Genomic DNA, 16,741 nt, shown 5'->3' with positions numbered 1-16,741 from the left:
TTGTTAGCTTAAATGTAAAAGGAATTTGTTCATTTAAGGAATGTATTAACATCTGTGATAAGTAGGAAAAGAAGAACATATATGGGACAGTCTTGCACTCAAGATGGCATGAAGCCAAAGTTAAAAATGAAAGATTTATTTAGATCATTAGGGCCAGGGATCATGATGGCCGCTGCTGCGGTTGGTGGGTCACATTTAGTGGCATCAACGAAAGCGGGTGCTATTTATGGATGGGAGTTATTGTTTCTCATTCTTGCTGTCAATTTATTGAAATACCCATTTTTTAGAGCAGCAGTTCAGTACACCGTTGGTACGGGTGACAGTATTATTCAGGGGTATCACAAGTTAGGTCGTGGTTATTTGTGGGTATTTTTAGTGCTAAGTGCGATTTCTGCAGTGATAAATACCGCCGCATTATTGTTGTTTAGTGCCAGTTTATTAGGGTATTTTTTACCTTTTGATTTGTCATTGAATGTACTTTCTGGAATTGTTCTTGTTACCTGTATGACGATACTGTTTGCTGGGCACTTTAAAGCTCTTGATTTGTTATCAAAGATCATCATGGTTATTTTAACCTTTACGACCGTTATTGCTCTTAGTGTGGCTTTTTCTAATGGTTCAGTCGCTCCGGTAGATTACGAAGGGCCATCAGTATGGTCAATTGCTTCGATTGGTTTCTTAGTGATTACCATGGGGTGGATGCCCGCTCCGATTGAAATTTCAAGCATCACGTCTATGTGGTTAAAGCGTCAATGCCAAACTCAAGAAGTGACGGCACAATCGGCTTTATTTGATTTTAATGTCGGTTATATTGGTACGGCGTTATTAGCGGTGGTTTTCTTATCATTAGGCGCATTAGTGCTATACGGATCAGGCATTGAATTTAAAGCGTCGGGGATTGGGTTTTCTCATCAGTTAGTTGGTATTTATGCGGCAACGATTGGTGAATGGTCGCGTTATTTGATTGCTGTAATTGCCTTCTTCTGTATTTTTGGCAGTACTATTACGGTTATTGATGGCTATTCTCGAGCGGTGTCAGAAGCGCAATTGTTGTTGCAAAATAAACCGTTAGATCAGCCAAAGCATTATAACTGGTGGGTTATCATTGTTTCTGCAATAGCGATGTTGATTGTCACAATGTTCATTTCATCATTGATGGGAATGTTAAATTTCGCGATGATCATGGCCTTTATTACGACCCCTGTTTTTGCCGTGCTTAACTACATCTTAGTAACAAAAACAGAATTGCCAGATGAGTTGAAAATGGGACCAAAATTGAAAGCGTTGTCGATTGCTGGCCTCATTTATTTGTTTGGGTTCTTAGCTATTTTTGTTTGGTGGAAATGGTTTATATAACTATTTTCTACGCAAATAAAAAGCCTCTTTAATTAGAGGCTTTTTTATTTTAACTGAACGTTATCTCGATAATCGGAATGAGAACGTTAGATCTTTGCAATACTTTCAAGTTGTAATACAGGGGCTGCATCAATGTCTTCTGCGTTCATCATTGAAGATACACGCTGCATTGAAGATAGTATAAGGCTTTGTTCCCACGATTCTAAATTATGGTACTTGTTCACAAAGTTATCTTGTAAAGAGAGTGGGGCTTTACTAAGTAACTCTTCCCCTTTTTCAGTCAAATTTGCATGTACTTTTCGTCTGTCAGATTCGCTACGGATGCGTTGAACGTAACCATTATGCTCTAAGCGATCGATAATGGTTGTGGTGGTTGCTTGGCTTACGTTCGTATGTTTTGACAGTTCTTTGATCGTTACATTATGCATGCTTTGAATCGCACGCATTAAAATAAGTTGAGGACCGGTTAATCCATATTCTTTACTCAGTTTTTTCGATTGTAAATCGATAGCTCGAATTATCTGACGAATAGCGACCAAAACTTCTTCATGTTTATCCACGTAACAGCCTTTGTATAAATGTAAAATTGAATGGTTTACAACGTTGTTGATTTCCGCATTGTACTGATGTTCGTACTATTCTCAATCTTTTCTCGTATTGCTTGCTCATCCATTGTTGTTTTTTCTCTCAATTGAGGCCTGACAACAAGATGTCGCTATTTTAAGATAGTGTATTTATGGAAGATATTCAGGGGGAGGTCGTATTATTTAGGTGTTTCTAAGGTTCAAAAAATAAAAGGTGAGAATTCCCACCCTTTTACTTAGGTATTACGCGGCGTTGTGTAATGTAAAGTCACCAATAAGCGCATTATAGAATTCGCTGTTATCTAAAATTCCGACTAATTGATTATGTTCAACCAGTAAAATTGGGTGATTACTTCGTTGTTTTAGTTTTATCGCATCACGCATGCCAATTTCTGGGCTTGCGATAACCAGTGTTGAATGATTGATTAGAGACAGATCTGTCGTTGATTCATCCCATTCAATTAAAGTGAGCGTTGGCTGACCTTCAATGTTCAATTTACCTTGGTGTTGATTTACCCAAAGATTTTTAGCATCACAAATCTTCCAACAGTCATTTTCTTGCTTAAGTGAATCTAGAGGCTGCATTAATGAACGGCCTTTTAATACATTTAATGGATTTGTGTGAGCCACAAAATCTTTCACGTATTCTGTTTTCGGGTTAAGCACGATGTCTTCTGGTTTGCCGTGCTGAATTAATTTACCCGATTCCATGATCGCAATGTTATTGCCAATTTTTAACGCTTCATCTAAATCATGACTGACAAACAAAATGGTTTTATTCAGTTTGGTTTGCAATAAAAGGAGTTCATCTTGAAGCTGAGCACGGATGAGAGGGTCAAGAGCCGAGAAGGGTTCATCCATTAATAGAATGTCCGTATCCATCGTAAATGCACGAGCCAAACCGACACGTTGCTGCATGCCGCCTGAAAGCTCATGAGGGTATTTTGTTTCCCAATCCGAAAGGCCAACCATTTCAATTTGTTCACGAGCTCTTGCTCGGCGTTCGCTTTTTGCGATGCCTTGCATTTCTAAACCAAAAGCAACGTTATCTAGCACGGTAAGCCATGGCATTAACGCAAAGTTTTGGAAAACCATCGAGACTCGCTGTGTACGTAAATGGCGTAAAGTTTCTTCATCACACAGAGCGACATCAACAAGTTTGTCGCCATTCTTAATCATTAGCTCACCACGACTTACTTCGTTTAATCCGTTAACGGCGCGAAGCAGACTTGATTTACCGGAACCAGATAAACCCATTAGAACGCAAATTTCGCCTTCTTTAACCGAAAGAGAGACGTTATCTACGCCAACAACGTGCCCTGTTTCATCGATGATTTCTTGACGAGTTTTACCTTGGTCAAGCAATGCTAATGCTTGCTTTGGTTTTTTTCCAAACACCACATCGAGGTTTTTAATAGTAATCGCATCCATGGTTATACTTCCTTCTGATTCGGTGCTTTACATAAGCGATCAAGAATAATAGCGACAAGAACAATGGCTAATCCTGCTTCAAAACCTTGTGAGATATTAACGGTGTTAAGTGCTCGAACCACCGGTTTACCTAAGCCGTCGGCCCCTACGAGTGCCGCGATAACAACCATCGATAATGACAACATAATACACTGGGTAATGCCGGCCATTATGCTCGGTAGGGCGGCGGGTAATTCGACTTTTACTAACAGTTTCATGCGGCTTGCACCAAACGCTTTGCCTGCTTCAATTAACTCTCCCGGCACTTTTGTAACACCAAGATACGTAAGACGAATAGGGGCGGCGATAGCAAAAATAATGGTAGAAATTAAGCCCGGAACAATGCCTAAGCCAAACAACACTAACGTTGGAATTAAGTACACGAACGTGGGTACGGTTTGCATTAAATCAAGGATTGGTCTTAGCACGGTATAAAGCCAAGGTCGGTGTGCGGCCATGATCCCAATCGGTACGCCAATTAATACGGAAATCGTTGTCGCTGCAAAAACAAGGACAAAGGTTTCCAGCATTTCTTGCCAGTAGCCAAGGTTTAGAATAGTGAGTAGTGCTGCGACGACAAAAATCACTAATGATGGCTTTCTGTGTAAATACCACGCAATAGCAGCGGTCATAAGAATAGGAAGCGCAGGTGGCATCCATTTAAAGACATCGACTAAAAAGAGAATGATGGTTTCTAAGAAGTACGAAATAGCATCAAAGAAGCCAGCGGCATTGATAGTTAACCAGTCAACACCGGTTTCCATCCATTGACCAACAGGGATCTTGTGCTCAGTAATAAAATTCACAATATTTCCTTAAATTCTTTGGTGGACCGAAGCCCACCTTTTTTTAGTTAAGCTTTCACTTGTTTTAGGTATTCTGTAACCGCTTTTGTGGCTGAATCACCCTGTAGAGAGGTAACGTTTTCAAGCCATGCTTTTATTTGTTCTGGATTTTTCGTTAACCATTGTTGAGCCGCTTTTTCTGGCTGTACTTTCTGGTTTAGGATGGCTTCCATAAGTTCGTTTTCCATTTCTAGTGTGAACTCTAGATTTTGAAGAAGTTGGCCGACGTTTTTACACTCTGAAAGGTAGTTAGAACGAACATTGGTATACACGCTTGCGCCGCCATAGTTGGCTCCAAAGAAGTCGTCACCACCTGATAGATATTCCATTTCAACATTGCTGTTCATTGGGTGTGGAGCCCAACCTAAATAAACAATCCACTGACTACGACGCACTGAACGAGAAACTTGCGACACCATTCCGGCTTCACTTGATTCAACAACACTGAAGTCTTTAAGACCAAACGCGTCAGCATCAATCATGGATTGGATAATGCGGTTGCCATCGTTACCCGGTTCGATTCCGTAGATGCGGTCTTTGAACTTGTCGGCATTTTTAGCTAAATCTGCAAAGGTTTTAACGCCCGAGTCGTACACGTATTTTGGTACGGCAAGTGTGTATTTAGCGCCTTCTAAATTGGCACGAACGGTTTCTACTGTGCCCGCTTCACGGTATTTAGCGATATCTCCTTCCATGGTTGGCATCCAGTTACCTAAGAAGACATCAATGTCGCCATTCGCCATTGAAGAGTAAGTGACGGGAACAGAAAGAAGATCGGTTTTCGTCTTGTAGCCCATGCCTTTAAGCAATTCAGAGGTGACTGCGGTTGTTGCGGTGATGTCTGTCCAACCGACATCTGCAAAACGAACGGTTTCACATTGATTGGCATACACGTTAAAAGCGAATGAGCTGATCGCTAATGTGGTAAGTGTCTTTTTTGTAAGTGACATAATAATTCCTTGTAATGATTCCTTTCGCCATTGGTTAGAACGGCGATGCTGACTGTATTTTTTGTGTTTCTTATTATTTAAGAGAGTGAATTTGTTTCTCTTATTGGTGTATTTATTCGTTGTTTCTCTTTCCATTCTGGTGCTATCCAAACTGGCGCGTGCTCCCCTGTGAGCATAGGGTTGCCAAGAATGAAATCGGCGGTACGTTCTGCAACCATAATGGTGGGTGCATTTAAGTTTCCGTTCGGAATGGTTGGGAATACAGAAGAATCGACAACGCGTAAATTCGTAATTCCACGTACGCGGCACTGTTCATCGAGCACAGCCATTGGGTCTTCTTTATTGCCCATTTTGCAGCCACAAGAAGGGTGGTAAGCACTTTCTACATTTTGCTTAACCCATTCATCAATCGCCTCGTCAGACGTGACCTCAATACCCGGTTGAATTTCTTCACCACGGAATGCATCCATTGATGGTTGCGATAGAATCTCACGAGTAAGGCGAATGCAATCGCGCCAATCTTGGCGGTCACCTTCGGTTGATATGTAGTTAAAAATGATATTTGGCTTCGCGTGTGGATCCGCGGAGGTTATTGACACGGTTCCGCGGCTTTCTGGCTTATTTGGGCCAACATGAACTTGAAATCCATGTCCATCAAATGCCGCTTGGCCGTCATAACGCATTGCCGCAGGTAAGAAGTGATATTGAAGATTAGGCCACTTTAAACCTTTGCGAGAGCGAATAAAGGCACAGGATTCAAAGTGGTTGGTCGCCCCTAATCCTTTGCGGGTTAATAACCATTCTGCACCAATGAGCCCTTTGCTCACTAAGCCCAACTTACTGTTTAGAGTAATGGGTTCGTTACAATGATATTGAAAGTAAATCTCAAGGTGATCTTGCAGGTTTTCACCAACACCAGAGAGTTGATGCTTTACCTCTACGCCTGCGTTTTCTAAGACGGATTTTGGACCTATGCCTGACAGTTGCAGTAATTGAACTGAGCCAATTGATCCTGCGCTTGAAATGACTTCTTTACTCGCATGCACATTGATGATTTTTCCTGATTTTTCAAACTCAATACCAATGGCTTTTTTGTCTTCAAGTAGGATTTTTCTCGCAACGATGCCTTTCTTTAATGTCAGGTTAGGACGTTTTAAAGCACGACGAAGATACGCGTTTGAGGTGGATGCTCTAACGCCTTTATCTACCGTCATGTGCATTGGACCAAAACCTTCTTGTTGATACCCGTTGTAGTCTGATGTTTCTGGGTATCCCGCGTCTTTACCTGCATTGATGAAGGCTTGATATAGAGGATTAAGTGTCATGTCATTGCCATTACACGTACCTAAAGGGCCTTCGCCTCCGCGATATTGATCTGCGCCTTTGCTCCATGTTTCTGCTTTACGAAAGTAAGGTAAGCAGGCTTGGTAGTTCCAACCTGTCGCACCATTCTCTTCCCATTCGTCATAATCACACGCGTGTCCACGAACATAAACCATGCCGTTGATCGACGAGCTTCCACCAAGTACTTTACCGCGAGGGCAGTGCAATTGACGTCCATCGAGTCCTGATTCTTGTTGAGTCTCGAACTGCCATGCGTACTTTTCAGAGTTCATAGGGTAAGAAAGAGCGGTAGGCATTTGGATAAAAATACTCTTATCCGTACCGCCTGCTTCTAATAATAAAACGCTGTGTTGACCGCTTTCGGTTAGTCTATCTGCTAACACACAGCCGGCCGAACCCGCGCCGACGATAATATAATCGTAGCGTTGTTCCATGTCTGTATTCTCCGTGACGTCTAGCGTATAGGGCTAGACGTTTTTATTGGAAGGGTAAATTAAGCGTAAGGGCTAGCGAAATCACCAAGCTCTATTAATATGCTTTTGGTTTGCGTGTAATGCAGTAGCGTTTCAGGGCCGTTTTCACGTCCAACACCTGAATGCTTATAACCGCCTACTGGCATTTCTGCAGGAGAGTCTCCCCACGTATTTACCCAACAAATACCCGCTTGCATTTGATGAATAACTCGGTGAGCTCGTGATAAGTTTTGAGTAAAAATACCGGCAGCAAGCCCATATTTAGTGTCGTTTGCGCGGCGAATAACCTCGTCTTCGTCTGTGAATTTAAGGATAGACATAACAGGGCCAAAGATTTCTTGTTGAACGTGTGGCATATCGTCTTCGCAATTTACAAAGACAGTAGGAACCACAAAGTTACCGTTTTCTAATCCTTTGTCGGTCACTTGATAGCCACCAGTAAGCAGGGTTGCACCTGACTGTTTGGCTTGCTCAATGGCCTCTAATACTTTTGTTAAATGCACTTTTGAAATGAGCGCACCGACTTGGGTTTCGATGTCCATTGGGTCACCGATAATCAGTTTTTCAGTACGAACTTTAAGTTGGCTAATGAACTTGTCATAAAGGCTTTCATGAACAAAAACACGAGTGCCATTGGTGCACACTTCGCCTTGAGTATAAAAGTTTGCCACCATTGCTGCGGAGACGGCATCATCCAACTTTGCGTCATCAAAGACGACCATTGGTGATTTTCCACCTAACTCCATCGTGACTGATTTTAGTGTTTTTGCACTGTCAGCCATTACCGCTTTGCCTGTTCCTGTTTCACCAGTGAAAGACACTTTTGCGATATCAGGGTGTGCAGTCAGCATTTGACCAACACGATAATCACCTTGAACGACGTTGAACACGCCATCTGGCAATCCCGCCTCAGTAAATATTTCGGCCAGTTTCAGTGCCGTTAAGGGCGTTTCTTCTGACGGTTTGAAGATCATCGCATTACCCGCCGCTAATGCCGGTGCTGATTTCCACATGGCGATCTGGATAGGGTAGTTCCACGCACCGATGCCCGCACAAATACCAAGTGGCTCACGACGAGTGTAAAAAAATTGGCTTTCACCCAGTGGTTGTTGGTCACCTTGCATTGCAGGAACCAACCCTGCGAAGTATTCAATGACATCGGCACCAGAGGCTACATCAACTTCTAATGCCTCTTGAAGCGGTTTACCGGTATCCATAACCTCAAGCATTGCAAGGTCATTGTTTCGTTCTCTAAGTATTTTTACGGCATTGAGAAGAATACGGCTGCGTTCAATGGCGGTCATGGCAGACCATACCGCGAAACCACGCTTTGCCGATTCAATAGCAAGCTCAAGATCGGCTTGAGAGGCTTGGCCTAGCTGTGCAATGGGTTCGCCATTAGCAGGATTAATGCTAGTGAAGCTTTCTCCAGACGTTGCCTGAATAGACTGACCGTCGATGTATAACGAATTCATTTCCATTTTAATCTCTGACTTAATAATTATTATGAGTGGTTTTTATTTTTTGAATAAAATGAGAGTTGTTTTTCAAGGTAATCGTTAATGACGGTACGGGCTTTATTTGCGTCAATGCCTTCGGGGTTTAATGTACCTCTTAGCCATATACCATCAATTAACGACGCTATCCCGTGAGCAACGAGTTCGGCTTGTTGATTATTAAACATTTCTTTTAATTCAATTTTCAAATGAGACAGCAATCGTTTTTCATTTACACGCTGTAAACGCTTTAATTGAGCGTCATGCATCGAGTAAGACCAGAACGCGAGCCACGTTTTAGCGACTTCATTTTCTGCTTGATAGCCCTCGAAATTACCATTAACAATGGCAGTGATACGCTGTTGGTGAGCGTCAACAGGTAAGCTTTTCAGTTGAGTCGTGATGGTATTAGACAGTTGGCGAAGAATTTCACGCATGGTTTCTTCGAGAAGACCGTGCTTACCTCCGAAATAGTGATTTATGATCCCTGTAGATACCCCCGCTTCTTTGCTAATTAAAGCAATGCTCGCTGCGTGTAGACCGACACGACCAATAACGGTCATTGTCGCTTTGACGAGTTGTGGTTTTCGTATGTCAGGCATCCCTACCTTGGGCATTTGCTGTCCTTTTATTTTTTATTGAACGTTCAATTAATTATAAAATGACAGATATTTAGTTAGAGTACAAATTATTATTTCGATCTTGGTTTTTTTGAAATGCTTTGTTTTTGTTTAAATTCTTTTATAAACAGTGGTTTGCGTGTGGTTATAAAATTGTTAATTAATGTTTTAATTATTTTTATATTTGAGGTGTAAAGATTTGAGGTGTAATCGTTTTGATAGACTGCTGATTTTTTCCTGAAATTTCCATTGTCTAATATGGGAATGTTGAATCGTGATGTTTGTAATGATGATAAAAATAAAAGCAGTTCTCAACATTAGAAAACTGCTTTTTATATTAAGGCTTTTTATGATGATTTATCGCGCCTTTGATACTCATCGACAAGGGCGAAGGTATTGCCATACTGTTGGGTATAAATAAGGATCCCAACCTGATGATGGTTGAAGGGAGCGGAACATATAGCCCTTCGATTGTACGATTTCCTGATAATAGTAGTGGTTGTATGGACTCCATTCTGGTACATATGCACAATAATCTTCAGGTTGTGGTACCGGTGGAGTAGGTAGCGGCGGTGTCGATTCACTGTTTCCTGCAATGAGTAAAATGACGTCAGAAAAATCAGACTTACTTACGACCAATACATGATAGCTATTGGCGGGATAATCTAAGAATAAGCAACTTTCGTCGGTGCCAGAATTTTGAGAGGAACAGTCGTAATCCGTCGGTGTTGGTTGGCGATCAATGGCAATGAATATATCAATATCTCCCTGGCCTCCGAAAGTATCAATACTAACGTAACCATTGGATGGCGGATTATTCAGTCTAAAGCGTGGTTTGTCACCGTAAACTCCTTTTATTACCGTTGGCTGATTTAATACTAACGTGGCTTCATTCGAGGGCGTTGGCGTCTCTGGATTGGGTATCGGTGGCTGTGGATTCGGCGTTGAGCTTTCACAGCGTTGTACTGTTATTCCTACTTGTTGAAAGGCCGTAGCAATCGACTGCGTTTCATAACCGAGTTGTGTTGCAGCCTGACAAATCCCTTCAGCCCCTTGTTGGAAGGTTGAACGTGGTTGCCAAAATAGTTTATTCGCAGTTGCATAAACTAAGAATGCTTTTTTGATATCCCAGTCTGGACTGGTCGCAAGAAGATAAAAAGCGTGGTTAAAAATCCCCGAACTATGGTGAACATCAATGCCATTATAATATTGATTAACATGTTGAATGGACGCACCATCTTGTGATGGATTGATGAAAAAACGCATTGCTTCTGAATGTTTCATTACGTGTTCACCCATCTTCCAATTGAAAGAACCGTGAACAAAATAACTCAATGCCGCGGCGGAGACATCGGAAAAGGATTCGTTCATACCTCCAGACATACCACGGTACTCTAAATTGGAGTTTTGTTCGGTGTAGCCATGGCTAACTTCATGGGCAATGACATCCCAGGTAGCCAGTGGATACATGTAAGATCCTCCATCGCCAAAGGTCATCTGTTGTCCATCCCAAAATGCATTACCGTAGTTATTACCATAATGAACGCGCATCGTTAGTTTTTGACGGATTGGCCGAGTGTTTAACCACTCGCCATACATATCAAAGACTCGTTGACCAAAATATTGTGCATCGTTCATCGGAGCATAGGCGCCATTAGCTGAACGAGCGGTATTCTCAGGACAAGTGAATTGGTGTATGCGTCCGCTCCACGTACTGCTATTCATATCAAGAGTCACCACGTTTTTGCTGTCCATCTGACAGGCATCATTGACTTCAAATCCACCAAATTTACTATTGTCACTGAAATAGTAGCGCCCACTTTTTTGGTTACCGCCAACCCCCTCTGCTTGTTTAAAAGCAATGCCCTCCCAACGATCGAGAATACGACCATCTTTGGCATCTATCATCGTGATTGGACGGGATGGGGCTTTATCTTTAACGGTTAAATAAGAAACACGGTATATAAGTTGTGCCATTTTTTGATCATTAATTATAATCATTAATTCGGCGGATTCTGCGTCAGTATGGGCAGATGTTGTTGTTCTTTTTACATTGGATTTATTCGTTCCTTTCGCAATGTTAATGGCTTGATCTTGATTGATGAGCGGTAGAGTCGACCCAATATCACTCTCTATATCTTGGATAACATTACCAGTGATGGCTTGAGCAACGCCATAGTGATCTTTTAATGACACGACAGATTGGCCATAGATGGGAATACCGAGATACCGTTGTTGATGACGAACCCATTTTTTTCCTTGTTGTTCAATATGAGTTTGTTCTGTGAAGCTATATTGGTTAGGGGGACCTGCAGCATTTGTGGTACTTAATGGATTAAGAAGCTTAGTTATATCGACATCTTGAACATCAAGAACGGTAGCACTCTGTACTGCAAAGGTGAAAGGTGTTAGTCCTAGCAAGACGAAATATTGTTTTTTCATTAGTATATTCTTCCGGTTTATTGTTTTTATATTTTTAATAACTCCGGCGTATTATTTGTATTTTTTAATATAAACCTAAAGCGTGTGTATTTAATTTTATGATCTTGAGTCAATAAAAAATAAATTTATAACCGTATTTTAATATTAATTATTAAATATAAACTGTTTTTTATTAATGATATTATCATTTAGTGGTTGTTTTTATTTTATATAAAATTATAAACTTGGATTATAGTGCCTAGTTTATTTATATAGAAAATTAAGTGTATTATAAGTGGTTGTTTTTAATATCAAGATGACGGTGTTAAGTGACTAATTATACTTAAGTTATAATCGGTGTCGGTATTTTTAATTTATATATTTGTTTATAAGTTGTATTAATTTGTATTTAAACTAAATATTGAAATATATTAATTACTACATGAATGAATAACAATTATTTTTATTACTGGTTGTCATCTGATCTATTATTTACTTCTATTACCTTAACGTTGTAAAGGTGTTTAATATGGATTGTTCTGGTGAATAATCACATTGTAATAATGTAAATAATTGCCTTTGTTGTTTGAAACCGGATCTTAATTTAATAACAAGCAATAAAACCGACACAAATCTTCCACGAAACTGTCATAACTCCCCTTTAGGCTACAGCTGATTATATAAAACACACTTATAAAAATAACGATTTCAAAAGGGAAGTATGATGAGCAATTTTGTAGAGAAAGAATCAGATTTTAGCAACATGGTTAATGCACGTTTATCTCGCCGAGGATTTTTGATGGGAACTGCTGCAGCAAGTGCTGGTGCATTTTTAGCATTGAATCCAGTGGCAAAAGCGATCGCGGGTAGCATGGATAACTCGTTATTAAACTTTGATACTATCTCGGTATCAACAAGCGACAATATTGTTGTTCCAAAAGGATATCGCTCTAGTACGTTAATGTCATGGGGAGACCCAATTTTTGCTAACGCCCCTCAATTTAATCCTAATGGCAAACAAGACTCAAAAGCTCAAGCGCTGCAATTTGGTGATAATACCGATGGAATGAGTGTGTTTCCATTATCAAATGATCGCGCCATTCTTGCGGTAAATAATGAATACACCAACTACGAATATTTGTTTGCTCATGAAGGCAATACGATGACGGCTGACGATGTGAAAAAAGCACAAGCAGCCGTAGGTGTTACGGTGGTTGAAATCGTGAAGAAAAATGGTCAATGGACGATGGATATTAATGGTCGAGCAAACCGTCGTATCACTGCTAATACAGAAATGTTAGTAACCGGGCCAGCAGCAGGTCACGATTTATTGAAAACTAAAGCAGATCCAACGGGTAAGAAAGTATTAGGAACATTCAATAATTGCGCGAATGGTGAAACGCCGTGGGGCACTTATTTAACTTGTGAAGAAAACTTCAATGACTTTTTTGGTTCAGAAACGAAAGCCGCATTAACCGCTGATGATAAGCGCTATGGCATTGAAGCTGAGCAAAGTAAATATCAATGGCATAACTTTGATGATCGTTTTGATGTCGCTAAAAATCCGAATGAACCAAATCGTTTTGGCTGGGTGGTTGAAATTGATCCCAATGATCCAACATCAACGCCATTAAAACGCACCGCACTGGGTCGATTTAAACACGAAAATGCCGCCTTAGTTGTGAACGATGATGGTCATGTGGTTGTGTATCTTGGTGATGATGAGCGTGGTGAGCATCTTTATAAGTTTGTATCAAAAAACAAATATCAAGAAGGCAATAAATCAGCTAACCGAGACTTGCTAGAAGAAGGGACACTTTACGTTGCTAAGTTTGTAATGAAAGATGACAAGCTAGAAGGTGATGGTCAATGGCTAGAGCTGACTTATGGCAAAAATGGATTAACCAAAGAGAATGGATTTAATAGCCAAGCGGAAGTGATGATTTTTGCTCGACGTGCCGCCACACAAGTGGGTGCGACAACGATGGACAGGCCTGAATGGGTTGCAGTGCATCCTGATAAAAAACACGTATTTTGCACATTAACGAACAATAAAAACCGTGGCGTAAAAGAAGGCCAAGAGGTTGATGGTGTTAATCCACGAGCTGAAAACCATTACGGACAAATTGTGCGTTGGGCACCCACCAATGCCAACCATGTTAGCGATACATTCCAGTGGGATTTATATGTAATCGCAGGTAATCCAACGGTTCATAAAGGCAACTTGTACGCAGGCAGTGACAATATAAATAAAGACAATATGTTTAATAGCCCTGATGGTATTGGCTTTGATAAGGCGGGGCGTTTATGGATCCAAACCGATGGTAATTATTCAAACAAAGGCGATTTTGCAGGGCAAGGTAATAATCAAATGTTGTGTGGTGATCCTAAAACGGGTGAAATTCGCCGCTTCTTAACGGGTCCAATTGGATGTGAAATTACGGGATTAACGTTCTCTGATGATCAAAAAACCATGTTTGTTGGCGTGCAACATCCGTCTGGGCATTTCCCTCAAGGTGGGGACAATAAACCACGTTCAACCATTGTAATGATCACTAAAGATAACGGCGGTGTGATAGGAAGCTAACTTTTCTATTATAAAATCGTTTATCCTCAAGATAACGAATAAAACGTCAATTCGCCCCGATGAATTGGCGTTTTTCTTTTTAATTTAATGCACTTTCAATCGCTTCGATTGCCATTGTTACACTTATCGGTGTTTGACCATGGAATGGATGTAATGCATACACATTAGAAGGCGCGATCTCGTTATTGGGCAGTGCTTTTCTTACTGTTGTTTGATGTTGTAAATAAATAAGCTCAGGCAGTAAACCAACCCCTAATTCATTCTCAATTAATGCTAAGCTATTTTGAACCGTGTTCACTTGGTGTGTGGCGGTAAAATTTAAGCGGTGTGCGATTTTTGTTTTTGTATTAATTAAGGAATGTGAGATCTGTTTTGATTGCCAATGGTTTGCAATATAAGGAACGGATTCTATATTTTCTAAGTTGCTAGGAGAGTAATCTCTCGCAACACACAATACATCTTGTACCGTTCCAATGCGTTTTTGTTTTAAATTACTGAGTTTGGATTCTCCAACTCGGATCGCTAAATCAATTTCTTCTTGCATTAAATCGAGCTGCCCGTCATGCGCAATTAAATTTAACGCCACGCCTTTGTGTGTTTTAAAAGTGGAGCTTAATGCCGGAATAACAATACTATTCATTAATGCGTGTGGTGCTGTGACCGTCAGTTTCCCTTGAGGGAATTGTTGCTGGTGTAAGATATCACTCCATGCTTTTTCGGCTAACTGATGCATCTCGCAACATTGCAGATAAAAGCGCTCACCAGAAGTCGTTAATACTTGTTTACGAGTAGTACGTTTTAATAATGGAACGGAGAGATCATTCTCTAATTGTTTTAAGTGCTGGCTAATGACGGATTTTGATAGTTCAAGTTTATCTGCCGCTTTAGTAATGGAACCGGTTTCAACGATGGTCATAAAGAGTGTCATTTGTTTTAGTTTGTTCATACTCTTACCAATCCTATTGTTTGAATTTATTAAACAGTGATTTCTAATTAGTTTGTTTTTCAGTGTTAATAATGCACGTATAGTCCATCTCATACAAACATTAGGAGAAACAACCATGACTCAAGAACAAATTTTAGCAGCATGTAAAGCAGGTATTTCAGCGTGGCAGCAAGCGTTTAACTCTCAAGATGCCGCCGGTTGTGCAGCGCAATACGCGGAAGGTACCGTTATGGAGGCTCGTCCATTTGGAACGTTTACTGGCCGTGAAGAGATCCAAGTGTTTTGGAAAAACATCATGGATCAAGGCTTTGCTGATGTTGATTATACAGAGGTTAAATGGGAACCTATCGGTGAAGATGGTTATCTATTAACGGCTAATTGGACGATGAACAAAGCATTTGGTGTTGTACACAGCGAGCATTGGACAGTTCAAGAAGATGGTAAAGCTCGCTTAATTTCTGATGATTTTGAAGTACAAGGTGAGCGCTAAAAAGCACTTTTTAAATAATGTGGTTGAGTAATTTATCATTATCAACCACACTCGAAAAACACCTCATTATCGGAGTTATGGATGATTAATATATTAAGCCTATTTACCTTGGCAGCTCTATGGGGTGGTTCGTTTTTATTTGTCAGAATTGCAGCCAACCCTCTTGGTCCTGCTGTCTTGATTGAAACTCGTGTTGCTTTTGCGGCATTAACCTTATTAGTCGTTTCATTCTTTCTTAAAAAATCACTGCAGTTCACTTCTAATTTAAAGCATTTTTTTATTTTAGGGTTATTTAATTCAGCCTTACCTTTTTTATTGTTTGCGTATTCCGCTCAGGTGTTAAATGTCTCAACATTAGCGATATTAAACTCTAGTGCCCCAATCTGGGGAGCCATTATTGGCGCAGTTTGGACTCGAACTTGGCTAACCAAAGAAGTCGTATTTGGTTTGGTTCTAGGTATGATTGGAGTGAGTGTTCTTGTTGGTTGGGAAGCGATTAATGTCGGTGATGAAGCGATTATTCCAATGATTGCGGCTTTGGTGGGGGCGTTTAGTTACGGTATTGCAACTAATTACGCAAAGAATGCCCCAAGTGTTGAGCCCTTTAATAATGCGCACGGCAGTATGTGGGCTTCTGTAATCTTGGTGCTACCGTTGGTTCCTTTTATTCCAGTAAGAGAAACAATTAGCTCAGATATTATGTTGTCAGTATTTGCGCTTGGTGCGGTTTGCACCGGCCTTGCGTATTTATTGTATTTCCGATTAATTAATGAGTTAGGTGCCTCTTCTGCGCTTTCAGTGACTTTCCTTATTCCTGCGTTTGGTATTTTGTGGGGCTATTTATTCTTAGGAGAAACCGTCGGAATAAATGCCATTATAGGTACTATTTTAGTTGTGACTGGAACCATGTTTGTAACGGGTTTTTATAGGAAGTTGCTGCCTAGAAAATTGATGTAATAATGGCTTCCATTAATATCGTACTTTTCATAGATATATTAATGGAACCTAAAGAACCGATAATGGAAATTGAATTGATACCTTCGTAAATATAGACTGGTGACCTGTTTGATTTAGAGGATATTGATCACTGTGTTAATTACGCCGCCTTAAACGCTCCATCCCCCCTATAGCTCTCATTGCTAACCTAAGCACTGTACTC

13 protein-coding genes are annotated in these 16,741 nt (G+C 40.6%); 4 read left to right on the top strand and 9 right to left on the bottom strand.

Annotated elements, in window-relative coordinates:
• Positions 1-81 precede the first annotated feature (81 nt).
• Entirely contained in the window at positions 82-1,356 is a 1,275-nt protein-coding gene (locus A6E04_RS02875) for an NRAMP family divalent metal transporter (protein ID WP_017021591.1), read from the top strand.
• A gap of 86 nt (positions 1,357-1,442) precedes the next feature.
• Here the strand turns inward: A6E04_RS02875 and A6E04_RS02870 are convergent, their stop codons facing one another.
• The 8 genes from A6E04_RS02870 to A6E04_RS02835 all read right to left on the bottom strand — a co-directional run bounded on the left by A6E04_RS02870 (position 1,443) and on the right by A6E04_RS02835 (position 11,580).
• The gene (locus tag A6E04_RS02870; RefSeq protein WP_065609880.1) at positions 1,443-1,916 is read right to left on the bottom strand and encodes a MarR family winged helix-turn-helix transcriptional regulator; all 474 of its coding nucleotides are present in this window, start codon (positions 1,914-1,916) and stop codon (positions 1,443-1,445) included.
• Positions 1,917-2,183: 267 nt separating this feature from the next.
• The gene (gene choV, locus A6E04_RS02865) at positions 2,184-3,371 is read right to left on the bottom strand and encodes a choline ABC transporter ATP-binding protein (protein WP_065609878.1); all 1,188 of its coding nucleotides are present in this window, start codon (positions 3,369-3,371) and stop codon (positions 2,184-2,186) included.
• Positions 3,372-3,373: 2 nt separating this feature from the next.
• Complete coding sequence (gene choW, locus A6E04_RS02860; protein ID WP_065609876.1) at positions 3,374-4,216, bottom strand: choline ABC transporter permease subunit; 843 nt, start codon at positions 4,214-4,216, stop codon at positions 3,374-3,376.
• A gap of 47 nt (positions 4,217-4,263) precedes the next feature.
• Positions 4,264-5,205 (bottom strand): choline ABC transporter substrate-binding protein, encoded by a 942-nt coding sequence (locus A6E04_RS02855; protein ID WP_065609874.1) that lies wholly within the window; start codon positions 5,203-5,205, stop codon positions 4,264-4,266.
• Between the two features lie 77 nt (positions 5,206-5,282).
• Positions 5,283-6,983, bottom strand: a complete 1,701-nt coding sequence (betA, locus tag A6E04_RS02850; RefSeq protein WP_065609872.1) for a choline dehydrogenase — start codon at positions 6,981-6,983, stop codon at positions 5,283-5,285.
• A 59-nt stretch (positions 6,984-7,042) separates the two neighbouring features.
• Positions 7,043-8,503, bottom strand: coding sequence for a betaine-aldehyde dehydrogenase (betB, locus tag A6E04_RS02845; RefSeq protein ID WP_065609870.1), 1,461 nt, complete (start codon positions 8,501-8,503; stop codon positions 7,043-7,045).
• Positions 8,504-8,526: 23 nt separating this feature from the next.
• A complete protein-coding gene (betI, locus tag A6E04_RS02840) occupies positions 8,527-9,135 on the bottom strand; it encodes a transcriptional regulator BetI (protein ID WP_065609868.1) in 609 nt (202 codons plus the stop codon).
• Positions 9,136-9,513: 378 nt separating this feature from the next.
• A complete protein-coding gene (locus A6E04_RS02835) occupies positions 9,514-11,580 on the bottom strand; it encodes a M4 family metallopeptidase (protein WP_065609866.1) in 2,067 nt (688 codons plus the stop codon).
• A gap of 703 nt (positions 11,581-12,283) precedes the next feature.
• Between A6E04_RS02835 and A6E04_RS02830 the strand changes: the two genes are divergently transcribed.
• Positions 12,284-14,146 (top strand): PhoX family protein, encoded by a 1,863-nt coding sequence (locus A6E04_RS02830; RefSeq protein WP_065609864.1) that lies wholly within the window; start codon positions 12,284-12,286, stop codon positions 14,144-14,146.
• 79 nt (positions 14,147-14,225) lie between these two features.
• Here the strand turns inward: A6E04_RS02830 and A6E04_RS02825 are convergent, their stop codons facing one another.
• On the bottom strand, positions 14,226-15,092 hold the full coding sequence (locus A6E04_RS02825) for a LysR family transcriptional regulator (RefSeq protein ID WP_065609862.1): 867 nt from the start codon (positions 15,090-15,092) through the stop codon (positions 14,226-14,228).
• 115 nt (positions 15,093-15,207) lie between these two features.
• Here A6E04_RS02825 and A6E04_RS02820 point away from each other — a divergent pair, with 115 nt between their 5' ends.
• Both A6E04_RS02820 and A6E04_RS02815 read left to right on the top strand, forming a co-directional pair.
• Positions 15,208-15,582: a nuclear transport factor 2 family protein gene (locus A6E04_RS02820; protein WP_065609861.1), complete on the top strand. Its 375-nt coding sequence runs from the start codon at positions 15,208-15,210 to the stop codon at positions 15,580-15,582.
• Between the two features lie 81 nt (positions 15,583-15,663).
• Positions 15,664-16,539, top strand: coding sequence for a DMT family transporter (locus A6E04_RS02815; protein ID WP_065609860.1), 876 nt, complete (start codon positions 15,664-15,666; stop codon positions 16,537-16,539).
• Positions 16,540-16,741 lie beyond the last annotated feature (202 nt).

Source organism: Aliivibrio logei (assembly GCF_001691055.1).
Classification (GTDB): domain Bacteria; phylum Pseudomonadota; class Gammaproteobacteria; order Enterobacterales; family Vibrionaceae; genus Aliivibrio; species Aliivibrio salmonicida.
Note: the sequence above shows the minus strand (reverse complement) of the source record. Positions and strands in the feature narration are given on the sequence as shown.